The organism is Bradyrhizobium sp. AC87j1, assembly GCF_002936975.1.
GTDB classification, from domain to species: Bacteria; Pseudomonadota; Alphaproteobacteria; order Rhizobiales; family Xanthobacteraceae; genus Bradyrhizobium; species Bradyrhizobium shewense.
The window spans coordinates 78,072-102,297 of record NZ_PTFE01000004.1; the positions used below are offsets into that span (position 1 = coordinate 78,072).

Below are 24,226 nucleotides of genomic sequence, written 5' to 3' on the forward strand. Positions count from 1 at the left end.
GTTGTTGAGCGATCTATTTCTGACGCTCATGCGTTATCTAATCACGGATGGCCCCTGGTCCGGTAGCGCGACGTCGATGACGCGGAATTGCACCCGCTCGACGCCCTGGTAGCGGTCGACCGACAATGAGCCAGCGACATGCAATTGCTGGCCGCGATTGGCGAGCAGCGCATTGCCGAGCTTTTGTCCCACGGAGCGGAATGCAATGCCGTTGACGATCGAGCCATCGCCCGACTTGAAGCGCAGACGCAGATGCGCCTGCCCGACCTCGTCGGCAAAGACCAACTGATGCGCCGGCAGCGCGAGGACGGCTTCTGGATTGCCGCTGCCGAACGGACCGGCACGGTTCAGCGTCGCCGCAAGCTCCGTCGTCACGGCGCGCGCGGAGACCGCGCCGTCGATATAGAGCTCGTTGACGTGGCGCGCCTCGGCGACGTCCTGCGCCAGCGCATTTTCGAGATAGGCCCGAAACTCGGCGAGCTTCTCTTTCCGCAACGTCACGCCCGCGGCCATCGCGTGGCCGCCGCCCTTGAGCAGAATGCCGTCAGTGACCGCCTGCCGCACGGCCTTGCCGATATCGACGCCCGCGATCGAGCGGCCCGAGCCGGTGCCGATGCCGCCGGGCTCCAGAGCTATGGCGAAAGCGGGCCGCGAAAACTTTTCCTTCAGCCGGGAGGCAACGAGGCCGACGACGCCGGGGTGCCAGCCTTCGGACGCCGTCACGATGACGCCGAGCTTGTCCTCGAGCCCGATTGAGGCCAGCGCCTCGGCTTCGGCTTGCGCTTCGGCCGCCTGCTCGATGACGCGGCGCTCGCCGTTGAGGCGGTCGAGCTCGGCCGCGATCCGCGCGGCCTCGACGCTGTCGCCTTCCAGCAATAGCCGCACGCCGAGATCGGCGCGGCCGATGCGGCCGCCGGCATTGATGCGAGGCCCCAGCATGAAGCCGAGATGCCAGGCCTCCGGTGGCCCATTGAGGCGCGCCACGTCCATCAAGGCGGTATGACCGACATGGTCGCGCCGCCGCATCGCGATCAGCCCCTTGGCGACGAAAGCGCGGTTGAGACCGATCAGCGGCGCGACGTCGGCAACCGTGCCGAGCGCGACGTGGTGCAGCATGCCGAGCAGATCCGGCTCGGGCATCTCCGCGCTCCAGAAACCGCGCTGGCGCAGCTCGCGGTTGACGGCAACCAGCGTCACCAGCACGAGACCTACAGCGGCGAGATGGCCGAGGCCGGAGAGATCATCGAGCCGGTTCGGATTGACCAGCGCGTCAACCTCCGGCAGCTCGGTGCCGGCCTGGTGATGGTCGATCACGACCACGGACATGCCGAGCCGTTTTGCTTCGGCGAGCGGCTCGATGCTGGTGGTGCCGCAATCGACGGTGACGAGCAGCGTGGCGCCCTTTGCCGCCAGCCCACGAACCGCTTCGACATTGGGCCCGTAGCCTTCGAAAATGCGGTCGGGAATGTGGATCAGCGGATCGAGTCCGCAATGGCGCAGGTGCCAGGCGAGCAGTGCCGCCGAGGTCGCGCCGTCGACGTCGTAATCGCCGAAAATCGCGACCTTCTCGCCCTTCGCCGCGCCATCCGCGATCCGCTTCGCCGCGGCCTCCATCTCCGTCACGGTAAAGGGGTCCGGCAGGAGCTTGCGGATGGTCGGATCGAGGAAGTCGGCGACTGCATCGATATCGACACCACGGCCGGCCAGCACCCGGGCCAGCAGTTCGGGAAGCTGGTGCCGCTGCACGATGGCGAGCGCCTGGGCCGCTCCACGGGGATCCAGCCGGTCGCGCCAAAGCTTGTCGGTCAGCGAGCGGGCGACGCCGAGAAACGCCTGGGGCGCTTCGACGGGCAAGGCGGTTGCAGGCGGCGTCATGGGTCGCAGTTGGTTTGAGGAACCCGGAGCCGACGGTATCGGTCCGGCTTGCAGGACGATTGACCCGGAATCCTCAGGGATTTGCAATCTCCGCGCCGCACAAAGCGGTGGATTGCCGATTTGCTGCGCCGACTGACTATCATTTGGGCATTCGGCGGAACAGCAAATTAAGCAGGCGTTAGGTGGAATCCTCGAAAAAGAATCGTATTCGATCTGTAAGCGATTGTTCCGGGTTCATTGCAGATCAGACCTCATTGCCAAGGGAAATCCCCGATGTCTGCTGCGCTGGGTCTGAAAGCCAAGCCGATCGCCACCGAACCCGCTGACGATGATTCCGATATCTCCGCGCTGATCAATCGCCTCACCGCGGAGGTCAACCAGATCGCGGTCGACAAGACCAAGTCGATCCAGCAGATCACCAACCAGATGAAGATGCTGGCGCTGAACGCGCTGATCGAGAGCTCGCGCGCCGGCGCGCAAGGCGCGGGCTTCGCCGTGGTGGCACAGGAGGTACGCGGCGTCGGCCAGCAGGTCGAGACCATCGCGCGCGAGCTCGAAAGCCAGCTGACGAAGCGCACCGGCGATCTCGTCGCCTCGATCGACCGCATGAGCCAGCGCTCGCGCGGCGAGCGGATGGTCGACCTGTCGCTCAACGCCATCGAGCTGATCGACCGCAACCTCTATGAGCGCACCTGCGACGTGCGCTGGTGGGCGACCGATTCCGCCATGGTCGATTGCGCGGCCTCGCCGACCGCCGCAGCGATCTCCCACGCCTCGCAGCGCCTGGGCGTGATCCTCGGCGCCTACACGGTCTATCTCGATCTCTGGCTCTGCGACCTCGACGGCAACGTCATCGCCAACGGCCGCGCCGACCGCTTTCGCGTGGTCGGCCAGAACGTCGCCCACACCAAATGGTTTCGCGAGGCGCGAACCTTGCGCTCCGGTGACGACTACGTCGCCGGCGACGTCGAGAACCAGCCGCTGCTCGGCAATGCGCAGGTGGCGACCTATTGCGCCAGCGTCCGCGCCGGCGGTCAGGCCCACGGCGCTCCGATTGGCGTGCTCGCCATCCACTTCGACTGGGAGGCGCAGGCCCGCGCCATCGTGCAGGGCGTGCGCGTCGGCGACAGCGACAAGGCCCGCGTCCTGCTGGTCGATTCGAACTTCCGCATCATCGCGGCGTCCGACGGCCAGGGCATCCTCAGCGAGCGCATCTCGATCTCGCTGAACGGCCAGCGCTCCGGCTTCTACCATGACCGCTCGGGCGCCCTGGTCGCCTTCCATGCGACGCCGGGCTATGAGACCTATCGCGGGCTCGGCTGGTACGGCGTGATCGTCTGCGGGGTGTGAGACAGCCGGCCGATTCAAAAACCCGAAAACAACCCCATGCACAGTAGCCAAAGGGCTGCTTTCATTGGTGTTTTCAGCCGGGCTTGCCTTTCTTGTTCTCTCAAACATTTTGACAAGTCGGGCAAAACACTGGCACTCTGCGATCATCGCAGAGTGTGTTTGCGGCACGAGGGAATGACCCTAGCGGTTTTGTGAAATCGCACCCCGGCTTCTGAAGCATTTTCCGGCAAGCCGCGCCCGTAACAGGCAAGAGCCCCGCGCCCTTGATCGACTAGAGTCGCTTCGCATCACGTTAATCGACGTGAGCGCGCGAGTCCGCCCCTGGCTAATCATCTCGCGCTCGTCACATGCCAAGGAGACATGCCATGAAGATCGTCGTGATCGGCGGAACCGGATTGATCGGATCCAAGCTCGTGGCGAAGCTCAAACAGCAGGGCCACGACGCGGTAGCAGCCTCGCCGAAATCAGGTGTGAATGCCGTGACCGGGGAAGGCCTCGCGGCGGCGCTGGCCGGCGCGGATGTCGTGGTCGACGTGGCCAATGCGCCGTCTTGGGAGCCTGCCGCCGTGCTCGAATTCTTCGAGCGATCGAGCCGAAATCTCGCCGCGACCGAGGCCGCCGCAGCCGTCAAACATCACGTCGCGCTCTCGATCGTGGGGACCGATCGTTCGCCCGACATCGCCTATTTCCGTGCCAAGCTCGCCCAGGAGACCATCGTCAAGGCCTCGGCGGTCCCCTACTCCATCGTCCGCGCCACGCAGTTCTTCGAATTCCTCGGCGCCATTGGCGAGGCGGGAGCGGCCGGAGACAAGATCGTCGTTCCATCGGCGCTGTTTCAGCCGATCGCCGCCGACGACGTGGTCGATTGCCTCGCAGAGATCGCAACGGGGCGGCCGCTAAATGGCACCATCGACATCGCAGGCCCCGAGAAGGCTCCCTTCAATGAGTTCGTCGCGCGCCGCCAGAAAGCCTCCGGCGACAGCCGTACGGTGGTCGGCGACCCAAAAGCGCAATATTACGGCGCTTCCATTCAGGACACATCGCTGAACCCGCTCGGCGAGGCTCGGCTCGGGAAGACGCCGCTCGCAACATGGCTCGCGCGCCTCTGAGGGGCCGCCAGTCCCGCAATCAATACAGAAACGGCAATGAAGGAAATCCCATGCGCAGATTGCTGATTGCAACGGCGGTTTACGCCGCGTCTGTCCTGGCGGTCCATGCGGCCGAGACGGCAGCACCATCGGCCAAGGTCACCGTCGTATTCGACCAGACGCTGCCCAATGTCCCCGGCAAGAGCATGAAGGGCGTGCTGGTCGAGTATGGTCCCGGAGGCTCGTCGCCGGCCCACATCCATGCACCCTCCGCCTTCATCTACGCTACCGTCCTGGAAGGCGCGATCCGCAGTCAGGTCAATGACGGCCCGGCCAAGGTCTTTCACAAGGGGGAGAATTTTTCCGAAAGACCCGGCGACCGCCACGGCATCAGCGCGAATGCCAGCGATACCGAGCCTGCCAAGCTGCTTGCCGTGTTCGTGGTGGATACGGCCGACAAGGAGCTGACAATGCCTATGCCGAAATAGCCTGCAGACGCACTCCCGCCGGGGTCGGATTCTTATTCGAGAGGGTCTTCATGTTTCCGACCGTTGCGCGGTGAATTCTCGATCTGGGGTGGCAATCAGCGCGCGGTACCGATCTTCGTACTGTCGCGCCATTCGGCATGCGGTGAAGCGTTCCTCGAAGCGGGCGCGCACCCTCTTTCGATCCAGCTTGCTCAATTCGCCGACCGCCTCGACCGCCTGATCCTCGTTCTCGACGATGAAGCCGGTCACACCGTGCTCGATCACCTCAGGGACGGAGCCGGAGCGGTAAGCGATCACAGGCGTTCCGCAGGCCATCGCCTCGATCATGACCAACCCGAAAGGCTCCGGCCAATCGATCGGAAATAGCAGCGCGGCGGCCCTGTCGAGGAAGGCCTGCTTCTTCACGTCATCGACTTCGCCGACAAGCTGGATCTTCTCGCCATCGATTTGAGGCTCGAGGTGCTTCTTGAAATAGGCGGTCTCGGCGCGCGGAATCTTCGCGGCGATACGCAGAGGCATCCGGGCCGCGTGCGCGATGCGGATGGCGTCCTCCGGCCCCTTCTCGGCCGTCAGTCGACCGAGAAACGCCAGATAGGCTCCCTCCTCATAGGAGGGGCGCAACAGCTCCGACGGCAATCCATGCTGGATGGTTCCCATCCACTTCGCGTCCGGAAGCGGCAGGCGCTGATGATCGGAGATCGACACGAAACCAGCCTCGGGGAATTGCCGAACCAATTCGGGCAACCCAGGCAAGTCGAGGCGACCGTGCATGGTCGTCATGAACGGCACGCCAAGCCGACTGAGCAACGGGAGTTGCAGCCAGTCGATATGCGCATGGATCACATCGAAATCCCTCGCCCGCTTCGCGATCGCTTCCAGCAGCATTGCGTTGGCTGCACCCGGATCCGCGCCCTTTCGGCCGAGTCGCAGCGCGCGTGGCCATACCGGGTGAAGCTTGCCAGTCGTGCGGGAGTCGCCGCTCGCAAACAGCGTGACGTCATGTCCAAGCTTGACGAGCTCATCGACCAGCCAGGCCACCACCCGCTCGGTGCCGCCGTAGAGCTTTGGAGGGACGCTTTCGGCCAAGGGAGCAAGCTGAGCGATGCGCATGACAGCCCGCCGCTATACCGCTGACCGGACGATCAGCACGATGGTCGCGGACAGGAGGTTCGAGATCGCGAGCAGCGTCCACTGCGGCCTCGCGCTTGCGCTCGCCAGGCGGCACGCGAGGCTCTCAATCAGGCTCAGCATGAGTCGTCCGAAAGCCGCTCGAGATAGGCAAGCCCGAAACCCGTGAGCTCCTGGGCATCGCCGTTACTCTGGCGCGCTTCCCGTCTCCCTCGCAAATGACGCTCGAGCAGGCAGCGACGGCCGTCTGCGGCATCGACATCGCGATGCTGGCGCGGTACACGCACCAAGCGGTATCGACCGCCGTTCGTAGCGGGTCGTCGTCGACCATCTTCCCAGCTCCCACTGGAGATATCCATGGGACGCCAACTCGTCGCGACGGCGGAAGTTTCCAGTTTTTCCCGAAAGTCTAATCCTGCCCGCAAGGCGAGCGCAGCAAGCGCTCACTGCCTGCGCGTGCAAATCAGGCGGCGCGGCGAGCGGCCATCTCCACGGCGAGGAGCAACGCGGCGTGGCTGGCGCCGATCGAAGCGATGCCCTGCCCTGCGATGTCGTAGGCGGTGCCGTGCGCGGGCGTGCAGATCGGGAAAGGGAAGCCGCCGAGCATGGTCACGCCGCGATCGAAGCCCATCAGCTTCATCGCGATCTGGCCCTGGTCGTGATACATCGTCAGCACCGCATCGAAGGCGCCGGCTTTGGCGCGCAGGAAGACGGTGTCGGCCGGGAACGGTCCCTCCGCGGCGATGCCCTCGCGCTGACCGGCCGCGACCACGGGCGCGATGATGTCGATCTCCTCGCGACCGAAATTGCCGCCGTCGCCAGCATGTGGATTGAGACCGGCCACCGCGATCCGCGGCCGCGCGAAGCCGGCGTTGCGCATGCAGGAATCGGTCAGCTTGAGCGCGCGATGGATGCGTTCGCTGGACAGGTTTGCAGCAACGTCCCTCAGCGGGATGTGCGAGGTCACCCGCGCGTTCCAGAGCCGGTCCAGCACGTTGAACTCGCTCGCCGCCGACTTGAGTCCGACCACCTCCGCAGAGAATGCGATCTCGTCGTCGTACTCGGCGCGCGCGAGCCGCATCGCCTGCTTGTTGAAGGGGGTGAAGCAGACCGCATCGATATGGCCGTCGCGGCCGAGCTCGAGCGCGTTTTTGTAGTTGGCCAGCGCGAACCTGCCGCCGGCAAAGGTCGCGGTCTTCGGCTCGACCTCCTTGGGATCGAGATGGCCGAGATCGACAAACAGCGCCTCGCCCTTCGCCGCGCGAAGATCGGCCCCCTGCTCCGACATCTTCAGCGCCGGCTTGACGCCGGCAATGCGCGCGCCCTCCTCGAAGATGCGGCGGTCGCCGATCACGACGAGCTGGCAGCTCGCGCGGATGTCGTCCTGCGCCACCAGCTTGGCCGTCAGCTCCGGGCTGATGCCGGCGGGGTCTCCCATGGCCAATGCAATCAGCGGCTTTGCGGTCATATGATCACCTTCTCCTGGGCCGTCGTTTCGGTCGCGGGGGATGCGGGTTTGCGCCAGAGGCGCGCGAGCTGCAGCACGAGCGGAAGCAGCAGCAGCGCGATGCCGGCCATGATCAGGCATGTCACCAGCTTGTTCGCGAAGAAGATCCCGAGCGATCCCTTCGACATCAGCATCGACTGCCGGAACGCATCCTCGGCCTTGTCGCCGATGACGATGGCGAGCACGAGCGGCGCCAAGGGATAGAACAGCTTCTTGAAGAGATAGCCGACGATGCCAAAGCCGAGCATCATGACCACGTCGAGATAGGAGTTCGACACCGAATAGGCGCCGACGACGCAGATGATCACGATCAGCGGGGCGATGACGACGAAGGGAATCCGCATCAAGGCGGCAAACACCGGAACGGTTAGCAGGACCAAGGCGACGGCGACGATGTTGCCGACATACATCGAGGCGATCAGGCCCCAGACGAAGTCCTTCTGGTCGACGAACAGCATCGGCCCGGGATTGAGGCCCCAGATCATCAGCCCGCCCATCATGACGGCCGCGGTCGCCGAGCCGGGAATGCCGAGCGAGAGCATCGGCAGCAGCGCGCTGGTGCCGGCGGCATGGTCAGCCGTCTCCGGCGAGATGATGCCTTCGACCTCTCCGGTGCCGAAATAGCGGCCGCGGCGCGAGAAGCGGCGGGCAATGCCATAGCTCATGAAGGAGGCCGCGGTTGGCCCGCCTGGCGTGATCCCCATCCAGCAGCCGATTGCGGCGCTGCGCAGCAAGGCAACGCCATGCCGCGGCAGGCGGCCGACCGCGCGGAACACCTCGCGCCAGTCGATCTTCGAGGACACCGCGCGGGCATGGAATTCCTCTTCGACCGCAACCAGCAGCTCGCCGATGCCGAACAGGCCCATCACCGCGACGACGAAGCTCACGCCCTTGACGAGTTCATCAACGCCCATGGTGAGGCGGACGCTGCCAGAGACGGTGTCGATGCCGATCGCGGCGATCGCAAAGCCGATCGCGAGCGCCACGACGGTCTTGATCGGCGCGGCGCCGCCCATGCCGACGAAGCTGGCAAAGGCCAGGAAATAGACGGCAAAGTATTCCGCCGGCCCGAAGGCGAGCGCGACCTGCGCCACCCAGGACGCGAGGAAGGTAATCAGGATAACGCCGATCAGCGCACCGAAGGCGGCCGAGCCGAAGGCGGTGGCGAGCGCCGTGGTCGGCCTTCCGTCACGCGCCATCGGATAGCCGTCGAAGGTGGTCGCAACCGACGACGGCTCGCCGGGAATGTTGAACAGGATCGAGGTGACCGAGCCGCCGAACAACGCCCCCCAATACATGCTGGAGAGCAGAATGATCGCCGACACCGGCTGCATGCCAAAGGTCAGCGGCAGGAGCAGCGACACCCCATTCGGCGCACCCAGCCCCGGCAGCACGCCGACGAGAATGCCGAGCAGCACGCCGACGACCATCAGCACCAGGTGCGGCACGGTGACCGCGATGGTGAAGCCGTGGAGAAGTTCGCTGAGATTGTCCATCGGCCCTCCGTCAGAACCCGAGGGCGGCTGCGAGCGCGCCGTGCGGCAAGCTCACCTGGAACATGCGCTCGAACACGACGTAGAGCGCGAGTGCCGTCGCCGCCGCCATGGCGAGCGCGCGCGGCACGGATTGGTGCCTGGGGATCGCCAGCACCGCGAAGACATACAGCGACGAGGCGACGTACATCCCGGCGAGGGGAATCGCGGCTACGAAGATCGCGGCGGGCACGAACAGGCCGGCGAGCCGGCGCAGCTCGATCGGCGTGATCGCGATGGGAACGTTTGCCAGGGACGCAACCGGCAGCACGCCCCGCACCAGGTTGTAGAGGCTGCCGAGCACGATGATGATGCCGGTCAGGAACGGGAACGTGCCGGCGTCCACGCCCGCGCTCGACCAGCCAATGCCGTTGTCGAGGCTCGACACCACGACGGACACCCCGAAGCCGCCGGTGAGCACGGCAGTCGCAAGTTCAAGCGCGCGGCGTGAGATCATGGGGGGCTCCGCTCAGGCCGCGTACAGCGGTCGATTATCACGCACGCACTTTCCCAGCGCTCGGTGTCGTCCCGGCGAAAGCCGGGACCCATAACCCCAGGGAGGAGTTTGACGAAGACTCGGAGTTGAATTCGCATCGGTACGACGACCGTCGCCTATGGAGAGATCACGCGGTATGGGTCCCGGCGCCTCCGCGCGCAATTGCGCGCTAGGCCGGGACGACAGCGGAGTTTGAGGCGCGCCCCGCCTCACTTCACCAGCCAGCCCTGCTCGCCCGCCACCTGCTTGACGTGTTCGAGGTCCTGCTTGATGAACTTGTCGAACTCGACACCCGTCAGGAACGTGTCGACCTGGGAGGTCTTCTCGATGTAGTCCTTCCACTCCGGCGTCGCCTGCACCTTCTTCATAAGATCGACATAGAACGCGGCCTGGTCCGGCGTAACCTTGCCGGGCAACCACACCGTGCGCGGCTGCTCATATTGCTTGATGTCGAGCCCCTGCTCGACGCAGGTCGGAACGTCGCCCCAGCCTTCGGTCGCGGTGACCTTGGCGCCCTGCGGCAACCGCTTCGGGCTGAAAACGCACAGCGGCCGCTGCGTGCCGCCGCGCCATTGCCCGAGGCTTTCGCTGGGATTGTTGACGTGGGAGTCAAGATGTCCGCCGGCGAGCTGCACGGCGGTCTCGGCGCCGCTCTTGAAGGGGATATAGGTCAGCTTGACCTTGCCGGCCTTCTCGATCATGCGCGTCAGCACCTCGTCGGTGTCCTTCGACTGGGCGCCGCCCATCTTGAACTCGCCCGACCCGGCCGCCTTCAGATAGTCACCCGCCGTCTTGTAGGGTGCGTCCTGCTTGACCCAGAGCAAAAACTCGTCCTGCGCCATGGCCGCTACGGGCGTGAGATCGGTGTAGTTGAAGGCGACCTTGGAGACGAGCGGTTGCTGCCACGCGTTCGAGGTGCCGAAGATGACCTTGTAGGGATCGCCGGCGGAGGCCTTGCCGTAGACATAGCCTTCGGCTCCGCTGCCACCGCCCTTGTTGACGACGACGATCGGCTGCTCCGTCAGCTTGTGCTTGGTGATGATGTTCTGCACCGCGCGCGCGAGATTGTCGGTCCCGCCGCCGGGCCCGGCGGTGGCGACGAACTCGATCGGCTTTTGCGGTTGCCAGGCGCTGAGCGCCGGCATCGTGCCGGCGAGCATCGTCGCGGCTGCGGAGAGCATAAATATCGACGTCCGACCCATGATTTCCTCCAGCTGATTTTTGTCTCTTATTGTTGTCTGTCCTATCGACGTCCGATCAGGCGACGCGCTCCTCGCTCCTTCCTGATGCCAGGACGATTGCGCCTTCTTTTTCGAGCGCTTCGATCTGCTTCTGGTCGAACCCGTACTCGGCCAGCACCTCGCTCGTATGCTCACCATAGACCGGCGCGCCCGAGAGGACTTTGCCTGGGGTCTCCGAAAACTTGACGGGAAGACCGATCGTCTTCACCGGGCCGAGCGTGGAATGCTCGACCTCGACGACCATCTCGCGCGCCAGAGTCTGGGGATCGCTGAGCGCCTCCAGCATGTCGTGCACGGGTCCGCAAGGCACGCCCTTCTCGTCCAGCGCCGCGAGCCAGTGCGCCCGCGATTTCGTGCGGAAGCGCTCGCTCAGGACCGCTTCGAGCACCTTCAGATTGGCCATGCGGTCGGCGCCGGTGACGAAGCGCGGATCGGCGGCGAGTTCGCTGGCGCCAAGGGCTTCCAGCATCAAGAGCCAGTGCTTTTTGTTGGCGCCGCCGACCACGAGCCAGCCGTCGGACGCTTCGAACGCCTGATAAGGCGCATTGAGCGGATGGGCCGAGCCCATCGCGCGCGGCGCGGTCCCCGCGGCGAGCGCAATGGTCGACTGCCAATAGGTTTGCACCAGGGCGGCTTCATAGAGCGAGGTCTCGACCCACTGCCCCTCGCCGGTCTTGAGGCGGTGCGTATAGGCCGCGAGGATGCCCATGCTGGCGAGCAGGCCGGCGGTGATGTCGGACAGCGGCGGGCCACATTTGACGGGCGGCCCATCGGGGCGCTCGCCGGTAAAGCTCATGATGCCGCTCATGGCCTGCGCGACGAGATCGAAACCGCGGCGGTGCTTGTAGGGGCCGGTGCGGCCGAAGCCCGACAGCGAGCAGTAGATCAGCGCCGGGAATTGCTGGTGCAACGCCTCGTAGCCGAAGCCGAGGCGCTCCATCGCGCCCGGCGCAAAGTTCTCGACCAGCACGTCGGCGTCCGCGATCAGCCGCCGCAGCACTTGCTTGCCGCCCTCGGTCTTCAGATCCAGCACGATGCCGCGCTTGTTGCGGTTCATCATCAGGAAGGAGGCCGCCTCCTCGCCGATCTTCGGCGGCACCGAATGGCGGGTGTCGTCGCCGTTCGGCGATTTCTCGATCTTGATGACGTCGGCGCCCATGTCGGCGAGCATCAGGGTGCAGGTCGGCCCGGCCATGACATGGGTGAGGTCGACGACCCTAAGGCCGGCCAGCGGTCCCGAACGGCGCGAGTTGGATTGCGATCGATCGCTTTGCATCGGGCCCGTCCTATTGACCGCGCCACTGCGGGGCGCGCTTGTTGAGGAAAGCATCGAGCCCTTCGCGAAAATCCTGGCTCGTGTAGCACATCAGGATGAGGTCCTCGCCTTCGTCCCTTGTCAGCCGCCGTTGCAGGCGGGCCACCGCCTGTTTGGTCGCATTTAGCGTCAACGGCGCATGACTGGCGACGAGCCTGGCGACCTCGTCGGCGCGCTTGTCCAGCGCGGCAAGATCCTCGACCACCTCGCCGAGCAGCCCAACGCTTGCAGCCTCCGCGGCGTCGACGAGGCGTGCGGTGAAGATCAGGTCCTTGACGCGCGCGGCGCCAATGAGTGCGGTAAGACGGCTGACATTGGACATCGACAGGCAATTGCCGAGCGTCCGGGCGATGGGGAATCCGATCTTCGCGCTTGCCGTGCCGATGCGCAGGTCGCAGGCCGCAGCGATGCCGGCGCCGCCGCCGGTGCAAAAGCCGTTGATCGCCGCGATGGTCGGCACGCGGCACTGTTCGAGCGTGGTCAGCACCCGATCGATGCGGTTCTCGTAGTCGATCGCATCCTGCGGCGTCTTGAACTCGCGGAACTGATTGATGTCGGTGCCGGACGCAAAGGCCTTGTCGCCGGCTCCGCGCAGCACCAGCACCTTGATCGCATGATCGCTGTTGGCCTCCTCGCAGATCGCGGCGAGCCGCTCGTACATGGCGAAGGTGAAGGCGTTGCGGGCCTGCGGACGGTTGAAGGTGATCCGCCCGATGCCGTCATTGCATTCAAAAACGAGGTCGTCTGCCTCCATCGCCAGGTCCATTTCCTCATATCCTCTTGTTTTTTACATTTTTGAATGCAAAATCTGCGATTAGCAAGCTGGAACTTCAGAACACCAATCGATTATCCCAGTTTTGCATTCAAAATTGGAGCGCTGGTCCCCATGCTTCACGAGGAAGTCGTCGGCCGTATCCGCGCCATCCTGCTCGATGGCGAAATCCCGCCTGGCGCGCGGATTCCCGAGCGCGAGCTATGTGAACGGTTGGAGATCTCGCGCACGCCGCTGCGCGAGGCGCTCAAGGTGCTGGCCGCCGAAGGCCTCGTGCAGCTGTTGCCGCATCGCGGCTCACGCGCAGCAAAACTGACCGACAAGGACATGCGCGACCTGTTCGAGGTCTGCCAGGGCCTGGAGGCCCTCGCCGGCGAGCTCGCCTGCGAGCGCATCACGGACGCCGAGATCGACGAGATCGCCGCCGCGCATGCGGCCATGGTGCTGCATTATCGCGACGGCGATCTGATCCAGTACTACCGCGGCAATCGCGCCATCCACGAGGCCATCGTCACCGCAGCCGGAAATCCCGTGCTCGCGGGGCTCTACACATCAGTAACAGCGCGCATCCGGCGCGCGCGCTACGTCACGCCGATGACGCCGCAGCGCTGGGCGCTCGCCGTGAAGGAGCATGACGCCATCCTGAACGCGCTCCAGCGCCGCGACGGCGCCGGCCTCTCTCACATTCTGCGCGCGCATCTCCGCCACAAGCGCGAGGAAGTCCTGCAGGCTGGCTTTGCCGAGACGGAAGGGACCGATCTCATGCTGAGAATTGCGTAAGGCGCAATTCGCGTTGTCCTGGCCAGCGGAGCGCGCGTCCACACGCGGCCGGCCCGCTGCCGCGGCTCGTTCTCGCTCCGCGTGAATCTGCGCACTAATTCCACTTGCTAGCTTGTCGCGGCCGGAGCAGCATACTTCTCTGCCGACCTGCGGCCGCGCGGCCGATCAGGCCGGTCCCCACGCGCGAACAATCGCGCAAAACAAAAGACAAAAGCGAGGAAACGCATGACAGTCGATGTCTCCCGTCGATCCCTACTCGCGCTTGGAGCGGGCCTTGGTGCCAGCGCCATGCTCGGCACCAGCGCTATGGCGCGGGCACCCAAGCTTGGCACCCAGACTCCCTATTGGCACCGCTTCGTTCTCGGCGATGCCGAGGTCACCGTCGTGTCCGACGGGCCGCTGCCGCTCGGCGATCCCTCCGGAACCTTCACCGGCGTTCCCAAGGAAGAGGTGAAGAAGATGCTGGCGGACAATTTCCTGTCGCCGGACAACGTCGTGCTCGAACAGAACTCGCCGATCGTGAACACCGGCGACAAGCTCATCCTGTTCGATACCGGCATGGGCTCATCGAAGATGTTCGGCGCCAGCACCGGCCGGCAGCAGAAGAGCATGACCGAGGCCGGCATCAAGCCGGGGGACATCGATGCCGTGGTGTGCTCGCATGCCCATATCGACCATATCGGCGGCATCGTCGACGAAGGCGGCAAGCCGCTGTTTCCGAACGCACAGATCTACATCTCACAGACCGATTTCGATTTCTGGACCGACGAAGGCAAGCTCGGCAGCCCGGCCAAGGACTTCGTGGTTCACGCCCGCAAGAATCTGCTGCCGGTCCGCGACAGGATCGTGTTCTTCAAGGACGGCCAGGAATTCCTGCCGGGGGTCCAGGCGATCTCCGCGCCCGGTCACACCGTCGGCCACACCATCTTCATGGTGTCGTCGGCCGGCAAGTCCTTCGCCTTCCTCGGCGACCTCTCGCACCATTCCGTGCTGCTGCTCGAGCGGCCGCGCATGGAATTCTCCTACGACACCGACCCGAAGCAGGCGGCGGAATCGCGCGTCAAACTGCTGACGATGCTGGCGGCCAACAAGACCCCGGTGATGTCCTATCACTTTGCCTGGCCAGGCTACGGTCATGTCGCCAAGGCCGGTGAGGGCTTCCACTATTATCCCGAACCGATGCAGATGACGCTGTAGGTTCTCGAGATCAGGTCCGGGCGGCGCGTGCCGTCCGGACCATTGCTGGCCGCGTACATCCTATCGAGATGCCGGCTAGCAGCCGAGCCTATCGGCGATCCCGCCAAAGTCCTTGGCGACGATGTCCCAATTGCCGGTGGCTTCGAAATCGACCTTTTGGAGCGGACCGTACTCCGTCGGCCGTGCGACGAACGCGGTCTTCAGCCCGTTCTTCTGGGCGGCCGCGAGATCGCCGTTGTGGGCAGCGACCATCATCACCTCCTCCGGCTTGAGGCAAAGCAGCTTTGCTGCGCCGAGATAGGTCTCGGGATCGGGCTTGTAGTGCTCGAACAGTTCGGCCGACATGATGAGGTCCCAAGGCAGGCCAGCGAACTTCGCCATGTTGGTGAGCAGCGCGACATTGCCGTTCGACAGCGGCGAGATCACGAATTTCGACTTCAGCCGCGTCAGGCCCGCGACGCTGTCCGGCCAGGGATTGAGGCGATGCCAGCCCTTGGTGAGATGATCGAGATCGGCCTCGGTGAGGCCTTTGATCGCGAACTGCGCGACCAGCTTCTCCAGCGAGCGGCGGTGCAGATCGTCGAGCATGACATAGCCGCGCTCGGGATGTCTGCGCACCTCGTCCATCGAGGCCATGTACATGCCGCGCCAGCCATCGACCAGAGCGGTCCAGTCGGCGCTGATGCCGCGCTGCCTGCTCCACCACATGAAGTCGGAGATCAGGCTGGTGCGCCAGTCCACGACGGTGCCGAACACGTCGAACACCAAGGCTTTGACGGCGGAGAGTTCGGACATGGCGCTTCCTCGTGTTCTTATCGTTGGTCATTCCGGGGCGCGCGGAGCGCGAACCCGGAATCCATATCGCCTCAGACTCTGCCACCCTATGGATTCCGGGCTCGACGCTTTGCGTCGCCCCGCAATGACGGGCAGTTATCCTTACTTAGTCCAGATGGAACTTCGCCAGCTCGCGATGCTCGGCCTTGATGTAGCGCACGGTGCCGGTGACGGAGCGCATCACCACAGTTTCGGTCTCGATCACGCCATCCTTGCGGAATTTGACGCCCGAGAGCAGCGAGCCCGTGGTAACGCCGGTGGCGGCGAACAGGCAGTCGCCGCGCGCCATGTCCTCGATGCCGTAGATCATCTTGGGATCGTTGACGCCCATCTTGGCCGCGCGCTCGCGCTTCTCGTCGGAATCGAGGATCAGACGGCACTGCATCTGGCCGCCGATGCAACGCAGTGCCACGGCCGCGAGCACGCCTTCCGGCGCACCGCCGGTGCCGAGATACATGTCGACGCCGGTATTGTCGGGATCGGCGCAATGGATCACGCCGGCAACGTCGCCGTCGGTGATGAGGCGCACGGCAGCGCCGGTCGAGCGTACGCTCTCGATGATGCTGGCATGGCGCGGACGATCGAGCACCAGAACCGTGATGCCGTCGGGCTGGACACCCTTGGCCTTGGCGAGACGGCGGACGTTGTCGGCCGGCGTTGCATCGAGATCGACGACGCCCTTGTTGTAGCCCGGCCCGATCGCGAGCTTCTGCATGTAGACGTCGGGAGCGTGCAGCAGCGTGCCGCCGTCGGCCATCGCCATCGTGGCGATCGAGCCCGGCATGTTCTTGGCGCACAGCGTGGTGCCTTCGAGCGGATCGACCGCGATGTCGACCTGCGGGCCGGCGTTCAGGCCTACCTTCTCGCCGATGAAGAGCATCGGCGCCTCGTCGCGCTCGCCCTCGCCGATCACGATGGTGCCCTCGATCGGGAGCTTGTTGAGCTCGCGGCGCATCGCATCCACCGCAGCCTGGTCGGCGGCCTTTTCATTGCCGTGCCCGCGCAACCGCGCCGACGACACTGCCGCCCGCTCTGTCACCCGCACGATCTCCAGCGTAAGGATGCGCTCGAGCAACGCGTGCGGCGGGACTGAAATATGGGTCGACATCGGCTCACTCCTTCGAAACGTTTGGGACGGAAATCTCCGTCCGTATCAACTCGTAACACCCACAGTTCGTTCGAACCGTGTCAATTCTTCTCGATTCGTATCACCTGCGGCCGTCCGCTGATCACCTTGTCCTTCTGCACGGCGGCGAGCGCGCGGCGCACCGCGTCCTCATGCGTCGCATAGGTGATCAGGATGACGGGCACAGGAACCGCCTTGCCGTCGGCTGGCGCAGCGCCGCCATTGGGATGACGCTGCACGATCGACTCGATCGAAATCTTCTGCTCTGCCAGCCGGGTCGCGATCGCAGCCGCGGTGCCGGGAAAATCGCGCGCCAGGAGGCGGATGTAATAGCCGCCCTCGTGCCGCTCCATCGGCGCCTTCTTGGTGTCGCGCAAATGAGAAATGGGCCGGCCGAACGGATTGGCGCGGATTCCGCGCGCGACATCGGCGATATCGGCGACGACGGCGGATGCCGTCGCGGCACCGCCGGCGCCGGGGCCGACCAGCGTGATCGGCGGAATGCCCTCGCCGTCGATCGTGACCGCATTGGTGACGCCCATCACCTGCGCGATCGAGGAGGATTTCGGAACCATGGTCGGATGCACGCGCTGCTCGATGCCCTTGGCGGTGCGCACCGCAACGCCGAGCAGCTTGACGCGGTAGCCGAGATCGGCCGCCGCGCGCAGATCTTCCGGCGCGATGGAGGAGATGCCTTCGACATACACCGCGCTTTGAGCAACTTTCGTGCCGAAAGCGAGGCTGGCGAGAATGGCGAGTTTTTGCGCGGTGTCATGGCCGTCGACGTCAAAGGACGGGTTGGCTTCGGCATAACCGAGCCGCTGCGCATCCGCGAGGCATTCGGCGAAGGACAGGCCTTCCTGCTCCATCCGGGTCAGGATGTAATTGCAGGTGCCGTTGAGGATGCCATAAACGCGGTTGACGCCGGTTCCGGCAAGTCCCTCGCGCAACGTCTTGATGACGGGGATCGCGGCGCCGACCGCTGCCTCGTAATTCAGCGCACCGCCGTGCTTTTCAGCGCCTTTCGCCAGTTTCAAACCGTGCTTCGCGAGCAGCGCCTTGTTGGCGGTGACGACCGACTTGCCGGCGCTGAGCGCGGCCTCGACGGCCGACAGCGCGGGATCGCCGGCGCCGCCCATCAGTTCGACGAAGCAATCGATGCCGGGATGCGTGGCCAGTGCCATGGGATCCTTGACCCATTCGACGCCGCGCAGGTCGATCCCGCGCTTCTTCGCCTTCGAGCGCGCGGTGACGGCGACGACGCGGATGCCGCGGCCGCTGCGGCCTGCGAGCACGCGGGCCTGCGTTTCAATCAGACGGACAACTTCGGCGCCCACGGTGCCGAGCCCCGCAATGCCCACTTTCAGGGGTGCAACCATGATGACTTAGAAAACCTGCCGAAGAGAACTTAACGCCGATTGGCGAGCGGAACGACGTTGTGCAACGTTTCGATGCCGCTTTCAAGGAAGCGTCGCACGCCGCGCGCGGCCTGCCTGATCCGTTGCTCGTTTTCCACCATGGCGATGCGGACATATCCTTCACCATGCTCGCCGAAGCCGACGCCGGGCGAGACCGCAACGCCGGATTTCTCCACCATCAGGGTCGCGAATTGCATGCTGCCGACGCTGCGGAAGGCTTCGGGCAGCGGCACCCAGGCGAACATCGAGGCCTCCGGCGGTGGGATCTCCCAGCCGGCGCGACCGAACGATTCCACCAGCGCATCGCGGCGCTTGCGGTAGGTGTCGCGCATCTCCTTGATGCAATCGTCCGGACCGTTCAGTGCGGCGGTCGCCGCGACCTGCACCGGCGTGAAGGCGCCGTAATCGAGATAGGATTTGACGCGGGCGAGCGCCGCGATCACGCGCTCATTGCCGACGGCAAAACCCATGCGCCAGCCGGCCATCGAATAGGTCTTCGACATCGAGGTGAATTCGACGGTGACGTCCATCGCGCCGGGCACCTGGAGCACCGAGGGCGGCGGATTGTTCTCGTCGAAATAGACCTCGGCATAAGCGAGATCGGACAGGATCAGGATCTCGTGCTTCTTCGCGAAGGCGACGAGGTCCTTGTAGAAGTCGAGGCTCGCCACATAGGCGGTCGGGTTCGAGGGATAGCAGACGACGAGCGCGAGCGGCTTAGGAATCGAATGCACGATCGCCCGCTCCACCGCCTCGAAGAACTGCGGCGTCGGCTCGGAAGGCACCGAGCGGATCACGCCGCCCGCCATCAAAAAGCCGAAGGCGTGAATCGGGTAGCTCGGGTTCGGACAGAGGATGACGTCACCGGGCGCGGTGATCGCCTGCGCCACGTTGGCAAAGCCCTCCTTCGAGCCCAGCGTCGCGACGATCTGGGTATCGGGGTTGAGCTTCACGCCGAAGCGGCGGGCGTAGTAGCCAGCCTGGGCCCGGCGCAGTCCGGGGATGCCGCGAGACGCCGAGTAGCGATCGGTGCGCGGCTTGCCCAGCGTCTCCTTCAGCTTTTCCAGCACATGCGAGGGGGCCGGCAGATCCGGATTGCCCATCCCGAGGTCGATGATGTCGGCGCCGGCATTCCGCGCGGCCGCCTTGGCCCTATTGACCTGCTCGAACACGTAAGGCGGAAGGCGGCGGATGCGGTAAAATTCTTCCATGGCTCTCTGGGCTCCGGGGCAACCGGTCAGGACAGAATCGACAGGCCGGGACGGCGCTTCGGAAAGGCGTCCATTTTCGTCGTGAAAATTACTCAAAATCAAATGCTTAGAGCAATCATCGACGACAAAGACTGAAGTCGTTCGCCCTGACTCTCGGCTGAACCGTGGTCTTTTAGCACGGCAAGGCGGGGGCGCCAGCGATTACCTTGGAGCGGCTCATTTCGCATCCTTGCCGGCGACGGCCTGGCGATCGCGCGCGGCAGCGAGCTCAGCCTCGATCTTGGCGCGCTGCTCCGGCGGGATGACCGCTTGATCGCGATCCGGCGGCAGGTCGTGCACCGGCAGATAGGTGCCGGGCTCCCTGGGATGCGCCTGCGCGTCCGTAGGCGTCATATCCGCGAGCTGACTCGAGCAGCCGCCGACGGCGAGCGCCGCGATCAGCAGCGCGCCGCGGATCGGCAGCGTCTTTTGCAGGTCCCACAACGCCAACACTTGGGAAATCCCCTACTCGTCCCAAAGCACGGCCCCGGGCAACCTTACCCAAGACCGCGCCCAAGCTCAAACCATTGCTGCCCAAATGGTGCGAGCGAGAAAACAGCCAATGCCCACCAAGCCGAGCGGTGCGGCCCGAATGTGACGGAACCAAGAAGATTTGTCGCAGTGCAACACATCTTCGAGAGTGTTTAACGTCAAACATGCGAGCTTCGCGGTGACGAATACGGAATGAATCGTTACTGTTCTGCTCATGAATATGGCCACGACCGATACGCCCAAACCCGAGACGAAGTTCGATGCGGAAGCCTTCGCGATGAATGTCGCGCGGGCGATGGAGAGCGGCGGCAAGGCACTGGCCGCTTACCTCAAGCCGCGCGAGAGCGGCGAGGTGCAGGATCGCCCGCCGCCCGAGCTCACCGAGGTCGTCAGGACCTTCACCTCGGTCGCCGAATACTGGCTGTCGGATACATCCCGCTCCTCCGATCTGCAGACCAAGCTCGCCAAGGACTATCTCGACCTCTGGGGCTCGGCGGTGCGCCGCATGGCCGGCCAGGACGCGCCGCCCGCGATCGCGCCCTCGCCGCGTGACAAGCGTTTTGCCGACCCGGAATGGAAGTCGAACCAGTTCTTCGATTTCGTGATGCAGCTCTATCTGCTCACGACCAAATGGGCTCAAGAGCTGGTGCGTGACGCCGAGGGGCTCGATCCGCAGACCCGCCGCAAGGCGGAGTTCTACGTCCAGCAGGTCATCAACGCGATCTCGCCGTCCAACTTCGTGCTGACCAATCCGGAGGTGCTGCGCGAAACGGTGGCCAGCAGCGGCGAGAACCTCGCCCGCGGCCTGAAGATGCTGGCCGAGGACATCGCAGCCGGCAAGGGCATGCTGAAGATCCGCCAGTCCAACCCGGACAACCTCGTCGTCGGCGTCAACATGGCGACGACGCCGGGCAAGGTGATCTACCAGAACGAGATGATGCAGCTGATCCAGTATTCGCCGACCACGGAGACGGTGCTGCGCACCCCGCTCCTGATCGTGCCGCCCTGGATCAACAAGTTCTACATCCTCGATCTCAAGCCGGAGAAATCCTACATCAAGTGGTGCGTCGACCAGGGCATCACCGTGTTCGTGATCTCATGGGTCAATCCCGACAAGCGGCTCGGCAACAAGAGCTGGGAAGACTACATGAAGGAAGGTCCGCTCACGGCGATGGACGTGATCGAGAGGGTCACGGGCGAGATGAAGGTGCACACCGCCGGCTATTGCGTCGGCGGCACCATGCTCGCGACCACGCTGGCCTGGCTCGCCGAAAAGCGCCGCCAGCGCGTGTCGTCCGCAACGTTCTTCGCGGCACAGGTCGACTTCACCCATGCCGGCGATCTCCTGGTGTTCGTCGACGAGGAGCAGATCACGGCGCTCGAGCAGGACATGAAGGCGGCCGGCGTGCTCGAAGGCTCGAAGATGGCGATGGCCTTCAACATGCTGCGCTCCAACGATCTGATCTGGTCCTACGTCGTCAGCAACTATCTGAAGGGGCAGCAGCCGAGCGCGTTCGACCTCTTGCATTGGAATTCGGACGCGACGCGCATGACCGCGTCGAACCACTCCTATTACTTGCGCAATTGCTATCTGGAGAACCGGCTCTCCACCGGCACGTTGGTGCTCGACAACACGCTGCTCGATCTCTCCAAGGTCAAGGTTCCCGTCTACAACCTCGCCACCCGCGAGGACCACATCGCGCCTGCTGAATCGGTGCTGTACGGCTCGCAGTTCTTCGGCGGTCCGGTGAAATACGTGCTGTCGGGCTCGGGCCACATCGCCGGCGTCGTCAATCCGCCCGCCTCGAACAAGTACCAGTACTGGACCAACGACAACATCAAGGACGTCAACGTCGCGCAATGGATGAAGGACGCCGTGGAGCACAAGGGCTCGTGGTGGCCGGACTGGCGCCAATGGCTGGGCGAGCTCGATCCGGAGCAAGTCCCGGCGCGCAGCGTCGGCAGCGACGCCCTGCCCCCGATCGAGGACGCGCCCGGCAGCTATGTCAGGGTCCGCGCATAGCGGAATCTTCCGCGCTTTTGTATAGACTCGCGCTCAACGCAGCGACGACAGAGGGGATCGAACCATGACGCGCGAATTGTTCTGGCTGACACTGACTGTGATCCTGACCGGGATCCTCTGGATCCCCTACACCATCAACCGGTGCCAGGTCCGCGGCCTCAGTGGCGCGTTGGCCAACCCCTCGCGCGGCGACAAGCCGCAGTCGGAATGGGCGAACCGCCTGATGTTCGCGCATGACAATGCGGTCGAGAACCTCGTGCTCTTTGCGCCGCTGGTGCTGATCCTCAACGCGATCGACTATTCGACAAAATGGACCGTGCTCGCCTGCGCCGTCTACTTCTGGTCCCGCGTCGCGCATCTCATCGTCTACGCGATCGGCATTCCCGTGTTCCGCACGCTGGCCTTCACCGTCGGCTTCCTCGCCCAGGCCGTGCTGGCGCTGGCGATCTTCAAGGTGGTTTGATTTCGTGTCCCGGACGCGCGAAGCGCGAGCCGGGACCCAAAACGCCGCAAACGAAGCAGAAAACATGGGCCCCGGCTCTGCAGCGCATCACTGAAGGAGTGCTGCGCTGCGTCCGGGGCACGAGACTGCCCTACTCCTCCGGCAATCCCAGCATCAGCCGCATGTTCTGCACGGCCGCGCCGGAAGCACCCTTGCCGAGATTGTCGAGCCGGGCGACCAGCACGGCCTGGTGATATTTGTCGCTGGCGAAGACGTAGAGCTCGAGCACGTTGGTCTCGTTGAGCGCCTCCGGCTCGATCCGGCCGCCTTTGGCCGCCTCGTTCTGAAGCGGCATCACCTTGACGTATTTCGAGCCGGCGTAACGCTTGGCGAGCGCAGCCTGCAGATCGGTACCACCGGGCTTGCCGGGCAGCGTGTCGAGCTGCAGCGGCACCGAGACCAGCATGCCCTGCCGGTAGTTGCCGACCGACGGAATGAAGATCGGCCGCCGCGTCAGGTTCGAATAGAGCTGCATCTCCGGCAGATGCTTGTGCTCGAAGCCGAGGCCGTAGAGCTCGAAGGATGGCGCGCTGCCGTCCTCGAAGCTCGCGATCATCGACTTGCCGCCGCCGGAATAGCCGCTCACCGCGTTGACCGCGACGGGGTAATCCTGCGGCAACAGGCCGGCATCGACGATCGGCCGCAGCAGCGCGATCGCGCCGGTCGGATAGCAGCCGGGATTGGAGACCTTCTTGGCGGCCTTGATCTTGCCGGCCTGATCCGGCGTCAGCTCGGGAAAGCCGTAGGCCCAGTCAGGCGCGACGCGGTACGCGGTCGAGGCGTCCAGCACCTTCGGGCCCGCAGCGCCCATGCTGTCGACCAACGCAACCGTTTCCTTGGCGGCATCGTCGGGCAGGCAGAGGATGACGAGATCCACCTCCTCCATCAGCGCCTTCTTGGCCGCGGGGTCCTTGCGCTTGTCGTCGGCGATCGTCTTCACGACGACGTCGTTCTGGAGCTTCAGCCGCTCGTTGATGCCGAGCCCGGTGGTGCCGGAGCCGCCGTCGACGAAGACGGTTGCGGGTTTGGCGGCAGCGCCCTTCGGGGCCTGTTTGATGTCAGCGAGGCTCATAGTGCGCTCCCTTCGAGCATGTTCGTGTCGTCGGCAAAAACCTGCGGCCTTGCCTGCCGCATCAAATGTGAGATCTGCTTGGCGTCGGCATCGCCGGCGCTGAGCGCATTCGCGATCGCCGCATAGTCGGCGTCCGATTTGTGCTGGTTGAGCTTGAAGCTGCCTTCGACCTCCTCAACCGTCATCACCAGACCCACGATCGCCTTCTTCATCGCTTCCAGCCGTCCGGCCGTCATCTTGTCCGATGTCCACGGCTTCTTCGGCAGCAGCCAGTTCTCGAACTTGTCGCTGAGCGTGTCGATCTGCACCGCCAGCTCGTCGTCAGACAACATCCGCACCGGCCCGCTCAGATGCACCGACTGGTAGAGCCAGGTCGGCACCTGGTCCGGCGAGACGTACCAGTCCGGCGATACATAGGCATCGGGGCCATTGACCGCGAGCAGCCAGGACACTGCGCCGTCCGCGAGCTTTAGCAGCGGATTGTGACGGGCGACATGAAAGGCGGCCTGCGGCGTGCCGTCAGCCGCATAGGTCAAATAGAACGGCAGCGGGGAAGCGACCGGTTTCTTGCCGTCAAAGGCGCACATGGTGCCGAAGCCGCGCTCTTCGGCGAACTTCAGGCTTGCGGCGCGGTCCTGCTTGAAAAAGGGTGGCGTGTACATCGTGGTCTCCTGCTGGGCCTCCTTGGGGGGCCGCCGGATCAGATCGCGCTGACAGGAGAGAGAATGCCGCGGATCGGA

23 protein-coding genes are annotated in these 24,226 nt (G+C 64.6%); 7 read left to right on the top strand and 16 right to left on the bottom strand.

The features are described 5' to 3' along the window. Positions 1–33: 33 nt before the first annotated feature. Positions 34–1,875 (bottom strand): single-stranded-DNA-specific exonuclease RecJ, encoded by a 1,842-nt coding sequence (recJ, locus tag CV770_RS04335; RefSeq protein ID WP_104461450.1) that lies wholly within the window; start codon positions 1,873–1,875, stop codon positions 34–36. A gap of 273 nt (positions 1,876–2,148) precedes the next feature. Here recJ and CV770_RS04340 point away from each other — a divergent pair, with 273 nt between their 5' ends. From CV770_RS04340 to CV770_RS04350, 3 genes are all read left to right on the top strand, one after another. Further along, a complete protein-coding gene (locus CV770_RS04340) occupies positions 2,149–3,225 on the top strand; it encodes a methyl-accepting chemotaxis protein (protein WP_091956818.1) in 1,077 nt (358 codons plus the stop codon). Positions 3,226–3,590: 365 nt separating this feature from the next. Next, complete coding sequence (locus CV770_RS04345; protein WP_091956819.1) at positions 3,591–4,334, top strand: SDR family oxidoreductase; 744 nt, start codon at positions 3,591–3,593, stop codon at positions 4,332–4,334. Between the two features lie 50 nt (positions 4,335–4,384). Next, positions 4,385–4,801 (top strand): cupin domain-containing protein, encoded by a 417-nt coding sequence (locus CV770_RS04350; protein WP_091956820.1) that lies wholly within the window; start codon positions 4,385–4,387, stop codon positions 4,799–4,801. Between the two features lie 48 nt (positions 4,802–4,849). Here CV770_RS04350 and CV770_RS04355 read toward each other — a convergent pair whose 3' ends face one another. From CV770_RS04355 to CV770_RS04390, 8 genes are all read right to left on the bottom strand, one after another. Next, complete coding sequence (locus CV770_RS04355; RefSeq protein WP_091956821.1) at positions 4,850–5,911, bottom strand: glycosyltransferase family 4 protein; 1,062 nt, start codon at positions 5,909–5,911, stop codon at positions 4,850–4,852. A 12-nt stretch (positions 5,912–5,923) separates the two neighbouring features. Beyond that, complete coding sequence (locus CV770_RS43845) at positions 5,924–6,052, bottom strand: hypothetical protein (RefSeq protein WP_283807988.1); 129 nt, start codon at positions 6,050–6,052, stop codon at positions 5,924–5,926. 340 nt (positions 6,053–6,392) lie between these two features. Next, positions 6,393–7,397: a 4-hydroxythreonine-4-phosphate dehydrogenase PdxA gene (locus CV770_RS04365; RefSeq protein WP_104461451.1), complete on the bottom strand. Its 1,005-nt coding sequence runs from the start codon at positions 7,395–7,397 to the stop codon at positions 6,393–6,395. After that, on the bottom strand, positions 7,394–8,932 hold the full coding sequence (locus CV770_RS04370) for a tripartite tricarboxylate transporter permease (RefSeq protein WP_091956824.1): 1,539 nt from the start codon (positions 8,930–8,932) through the stop codon (positions 7,394–7,396). Before CV770_RS04370 ends, CV770_RS04365 begins: the two co-directional genes overlap by 4 nt. Before the next feature lie 10 nt (positions 8,933–8,942). Beyond that, complete coding sequence (locus CV770_RS04375) at positions 8,943–9,425, bottom strand: tripartite tricarboxylate transporter TctB family protein (RefSeq protein WP_091956825.1); 483 nt, start codon at positions 9,423–9,425, stop codon at positions 8,943–8,945. Positions 9,426–9,673: 248 nt separating this feature from the next. Continuing rightward, positions 9,674–10,666, bottom strand: a complete 993-nt coding sequence (locus CV770_RS04380; RefSeq protein WP_091956826.1) for a Bug family tripartite tricarboxylate transporter substrate binding protein — start codon at positions 10,664–10,666, stop codon at positions 9,674–9,676. Positions 10,667–10,721: 55 nt separating this feature from the next. After that, a complete protein-coding gene (locus CV770_RS04385; protein ID WP_104461452.1) occupies positions 10,722–11,981 on the bottom strand; it encodes a CaiB/BaiF CoA transferase family protein in 1,260 nt (419 codons plus the stop codon). Positions 11,982–11,991: 10 nt separating this feature from the next. After that, positions 11,992–12,786, bottom strand: a complete 795-nt coding sequence (locus CV770_RS04390; protein ID WP_104461453.1) for an enoyl-CoA hydratase/isomerase family protein — start codon at positions 12,784–12,786, stop codon at positions 11,992–11,994. 120 nt (positions 12,787–12,906) lie between these two features. Here CV770_RS04390 and CV770_RS04395 point away from each other — a divergent pair, with 120 nt between their 5' ends. Next, positions 12,907–13,572, top strand: a complete 666-nt coding sequence (locus CV770_RS04395) for a GntR family transcriptional regulator (RefSeq protein WP_165637351.1) — start codon at positions 12,907–12,909, stop codon at positions 13,570–13,572. Positions 13,573–13,797: 225 nt separating this feature from the next. Beyond that, positions 13,798–14,769, top strand: a complete 972-nt coding sequence (locus tag CV770_RS04400) for an MBL fold metallo-hydrolase (RefSeq protein WP_091956830.1) — start codon at positions 13,798–13,800, stop codon at positions 14,767–14,769. A gap of 75 nt (positions 14,770–14,844) precedes the next feature. On the opposite strand, the gene CV770_RS04405 is transcribed toward CV770_RS04400, so the two are convergent. From CV770_RS04405 to CV770_RS04425, 5 genes are all read right to left on the bottom strand, one after another. Continuing rightward, a complete protein-coding gene (locus CV770_RS04405; RefSeq protein WP_104461454.1) occupies positions 14,845–15,564 on the bottom strand; it encodes a haloacid dehalogenase type II in 720 nt (239 codons plus the stop codon). A 145-nt stretch (positions 15,565–15,709) separates the two neighbouring features. Continuing rightward, positions 15,710–16,711, bottom strand: coding sequence for a class II fructose-bisphosphatase (glpX, locus tag CV770_RS04410; RefSeq protein ID WP_018323059.1), 1,002 nt, complete (start codon positions 16,709–16,711; stop codon positions 15,710–15,712). Between the two features lie 80 nt (positions 16,712–16,791). Then, positions 16,792–18,108, bottom strand: coding sequence for a homoserine dehydrogenase (locus CV770_RS04415; RefSeq protein WP_091956832.1), 1,317 nt, complete (start codon positions 18,106–18,108; stop codon positions 16,792–16,794). Positions 18,109–18,137: 29 nt separating this feature from the next. Then, on the bottom strand, positions 18,138–19,358 hold the full coding sequence (locus CV770_RS04420; RefSeq protein ID WP_018323057.1) for an LL-diaminopimelate aminotransferase: 1,221 nt from the start codon (positions 19,356–19,358) through the stop codon (positions 18,138–18,140). Positions 19,359–19,574: 216 nt separating this feature from the next. Then, the gene (locus tag CV770_RS04425) at positions 19,575–19,850 is read right to left on the bottom strand and encodes a hypothetical protein (RefSeq protein ID WP_049815128.1); all 276 of its coding nucleotides are present in this window, start codon (positions 19,848–19,850) and stop codon (positions 19,575–19,577) included. Positions 19,851–20,103: 253 nt separating this feature from the next. Here CV770_RS04425 and CV770_RS04430 point away from each other — a divergent pair, with 253 nt between their 5' ends. Both CV770_RS04430 and CV770_RS04435 read left to right on the top strand, forming a co-directional pair. Beyond that, complete coding sequence (locus CV770_RS04430; protein ID WP_165637352.1) at positions 20,104–21,912, top strand: PHA/PHB synthase family protein; 1,809 nt, start codon at positions 20,104–20,106, stop codon at positions 21,910–21,912. Between the two features lie 64 nt (positions 21,913–21,976). Then, a complete protein-coding gene (locus tag CV770_RS04435; RefSeq protein WP_091956833.1) occupies positions 21,977–22,375 on the top strand; it encodes an MAPEG family protein in 399 nt (132 codons plus the stop codon). 130 nt (positions 22,376–22,505) lie between these two features. Here CV770_RS04435 and argC read toward each other — a convergent pair whose 3' ends face one another. Together argC and CV770_RS04445 are read right to left on the bottom strand one after the other, a co-directional pair. Further along, on the bottom strand, positions 22,506–23,486 hold the full coding sequence (argC, locus tag CV770_RS04440) for an N-acetyl-gamma-glutamyl-phosphate reductase (RefSeq protein WP_091956834.1): 981 nt from the start codon (positions 23,484–23,486) through the stop codon (positions 22,506–22,508). Continuing rightward, on the bottom strand, positions 23,483–24,148 hold the full coding sequence (locus CV770_RS04445; RefSeq protein ID WP_091956835.1) for an FMN-binding negative transcriptional regulator: 666 nt from the start codon (positions 24,146–24,148) through the stop codon (positions 23,483–23,485). The genes argC and CV770_RS04445 overlap by 4 nt, the downstream gene beginning before the upstream one ends. Positions 24,149–24,226: the final 78 nt, after the last annotated feature.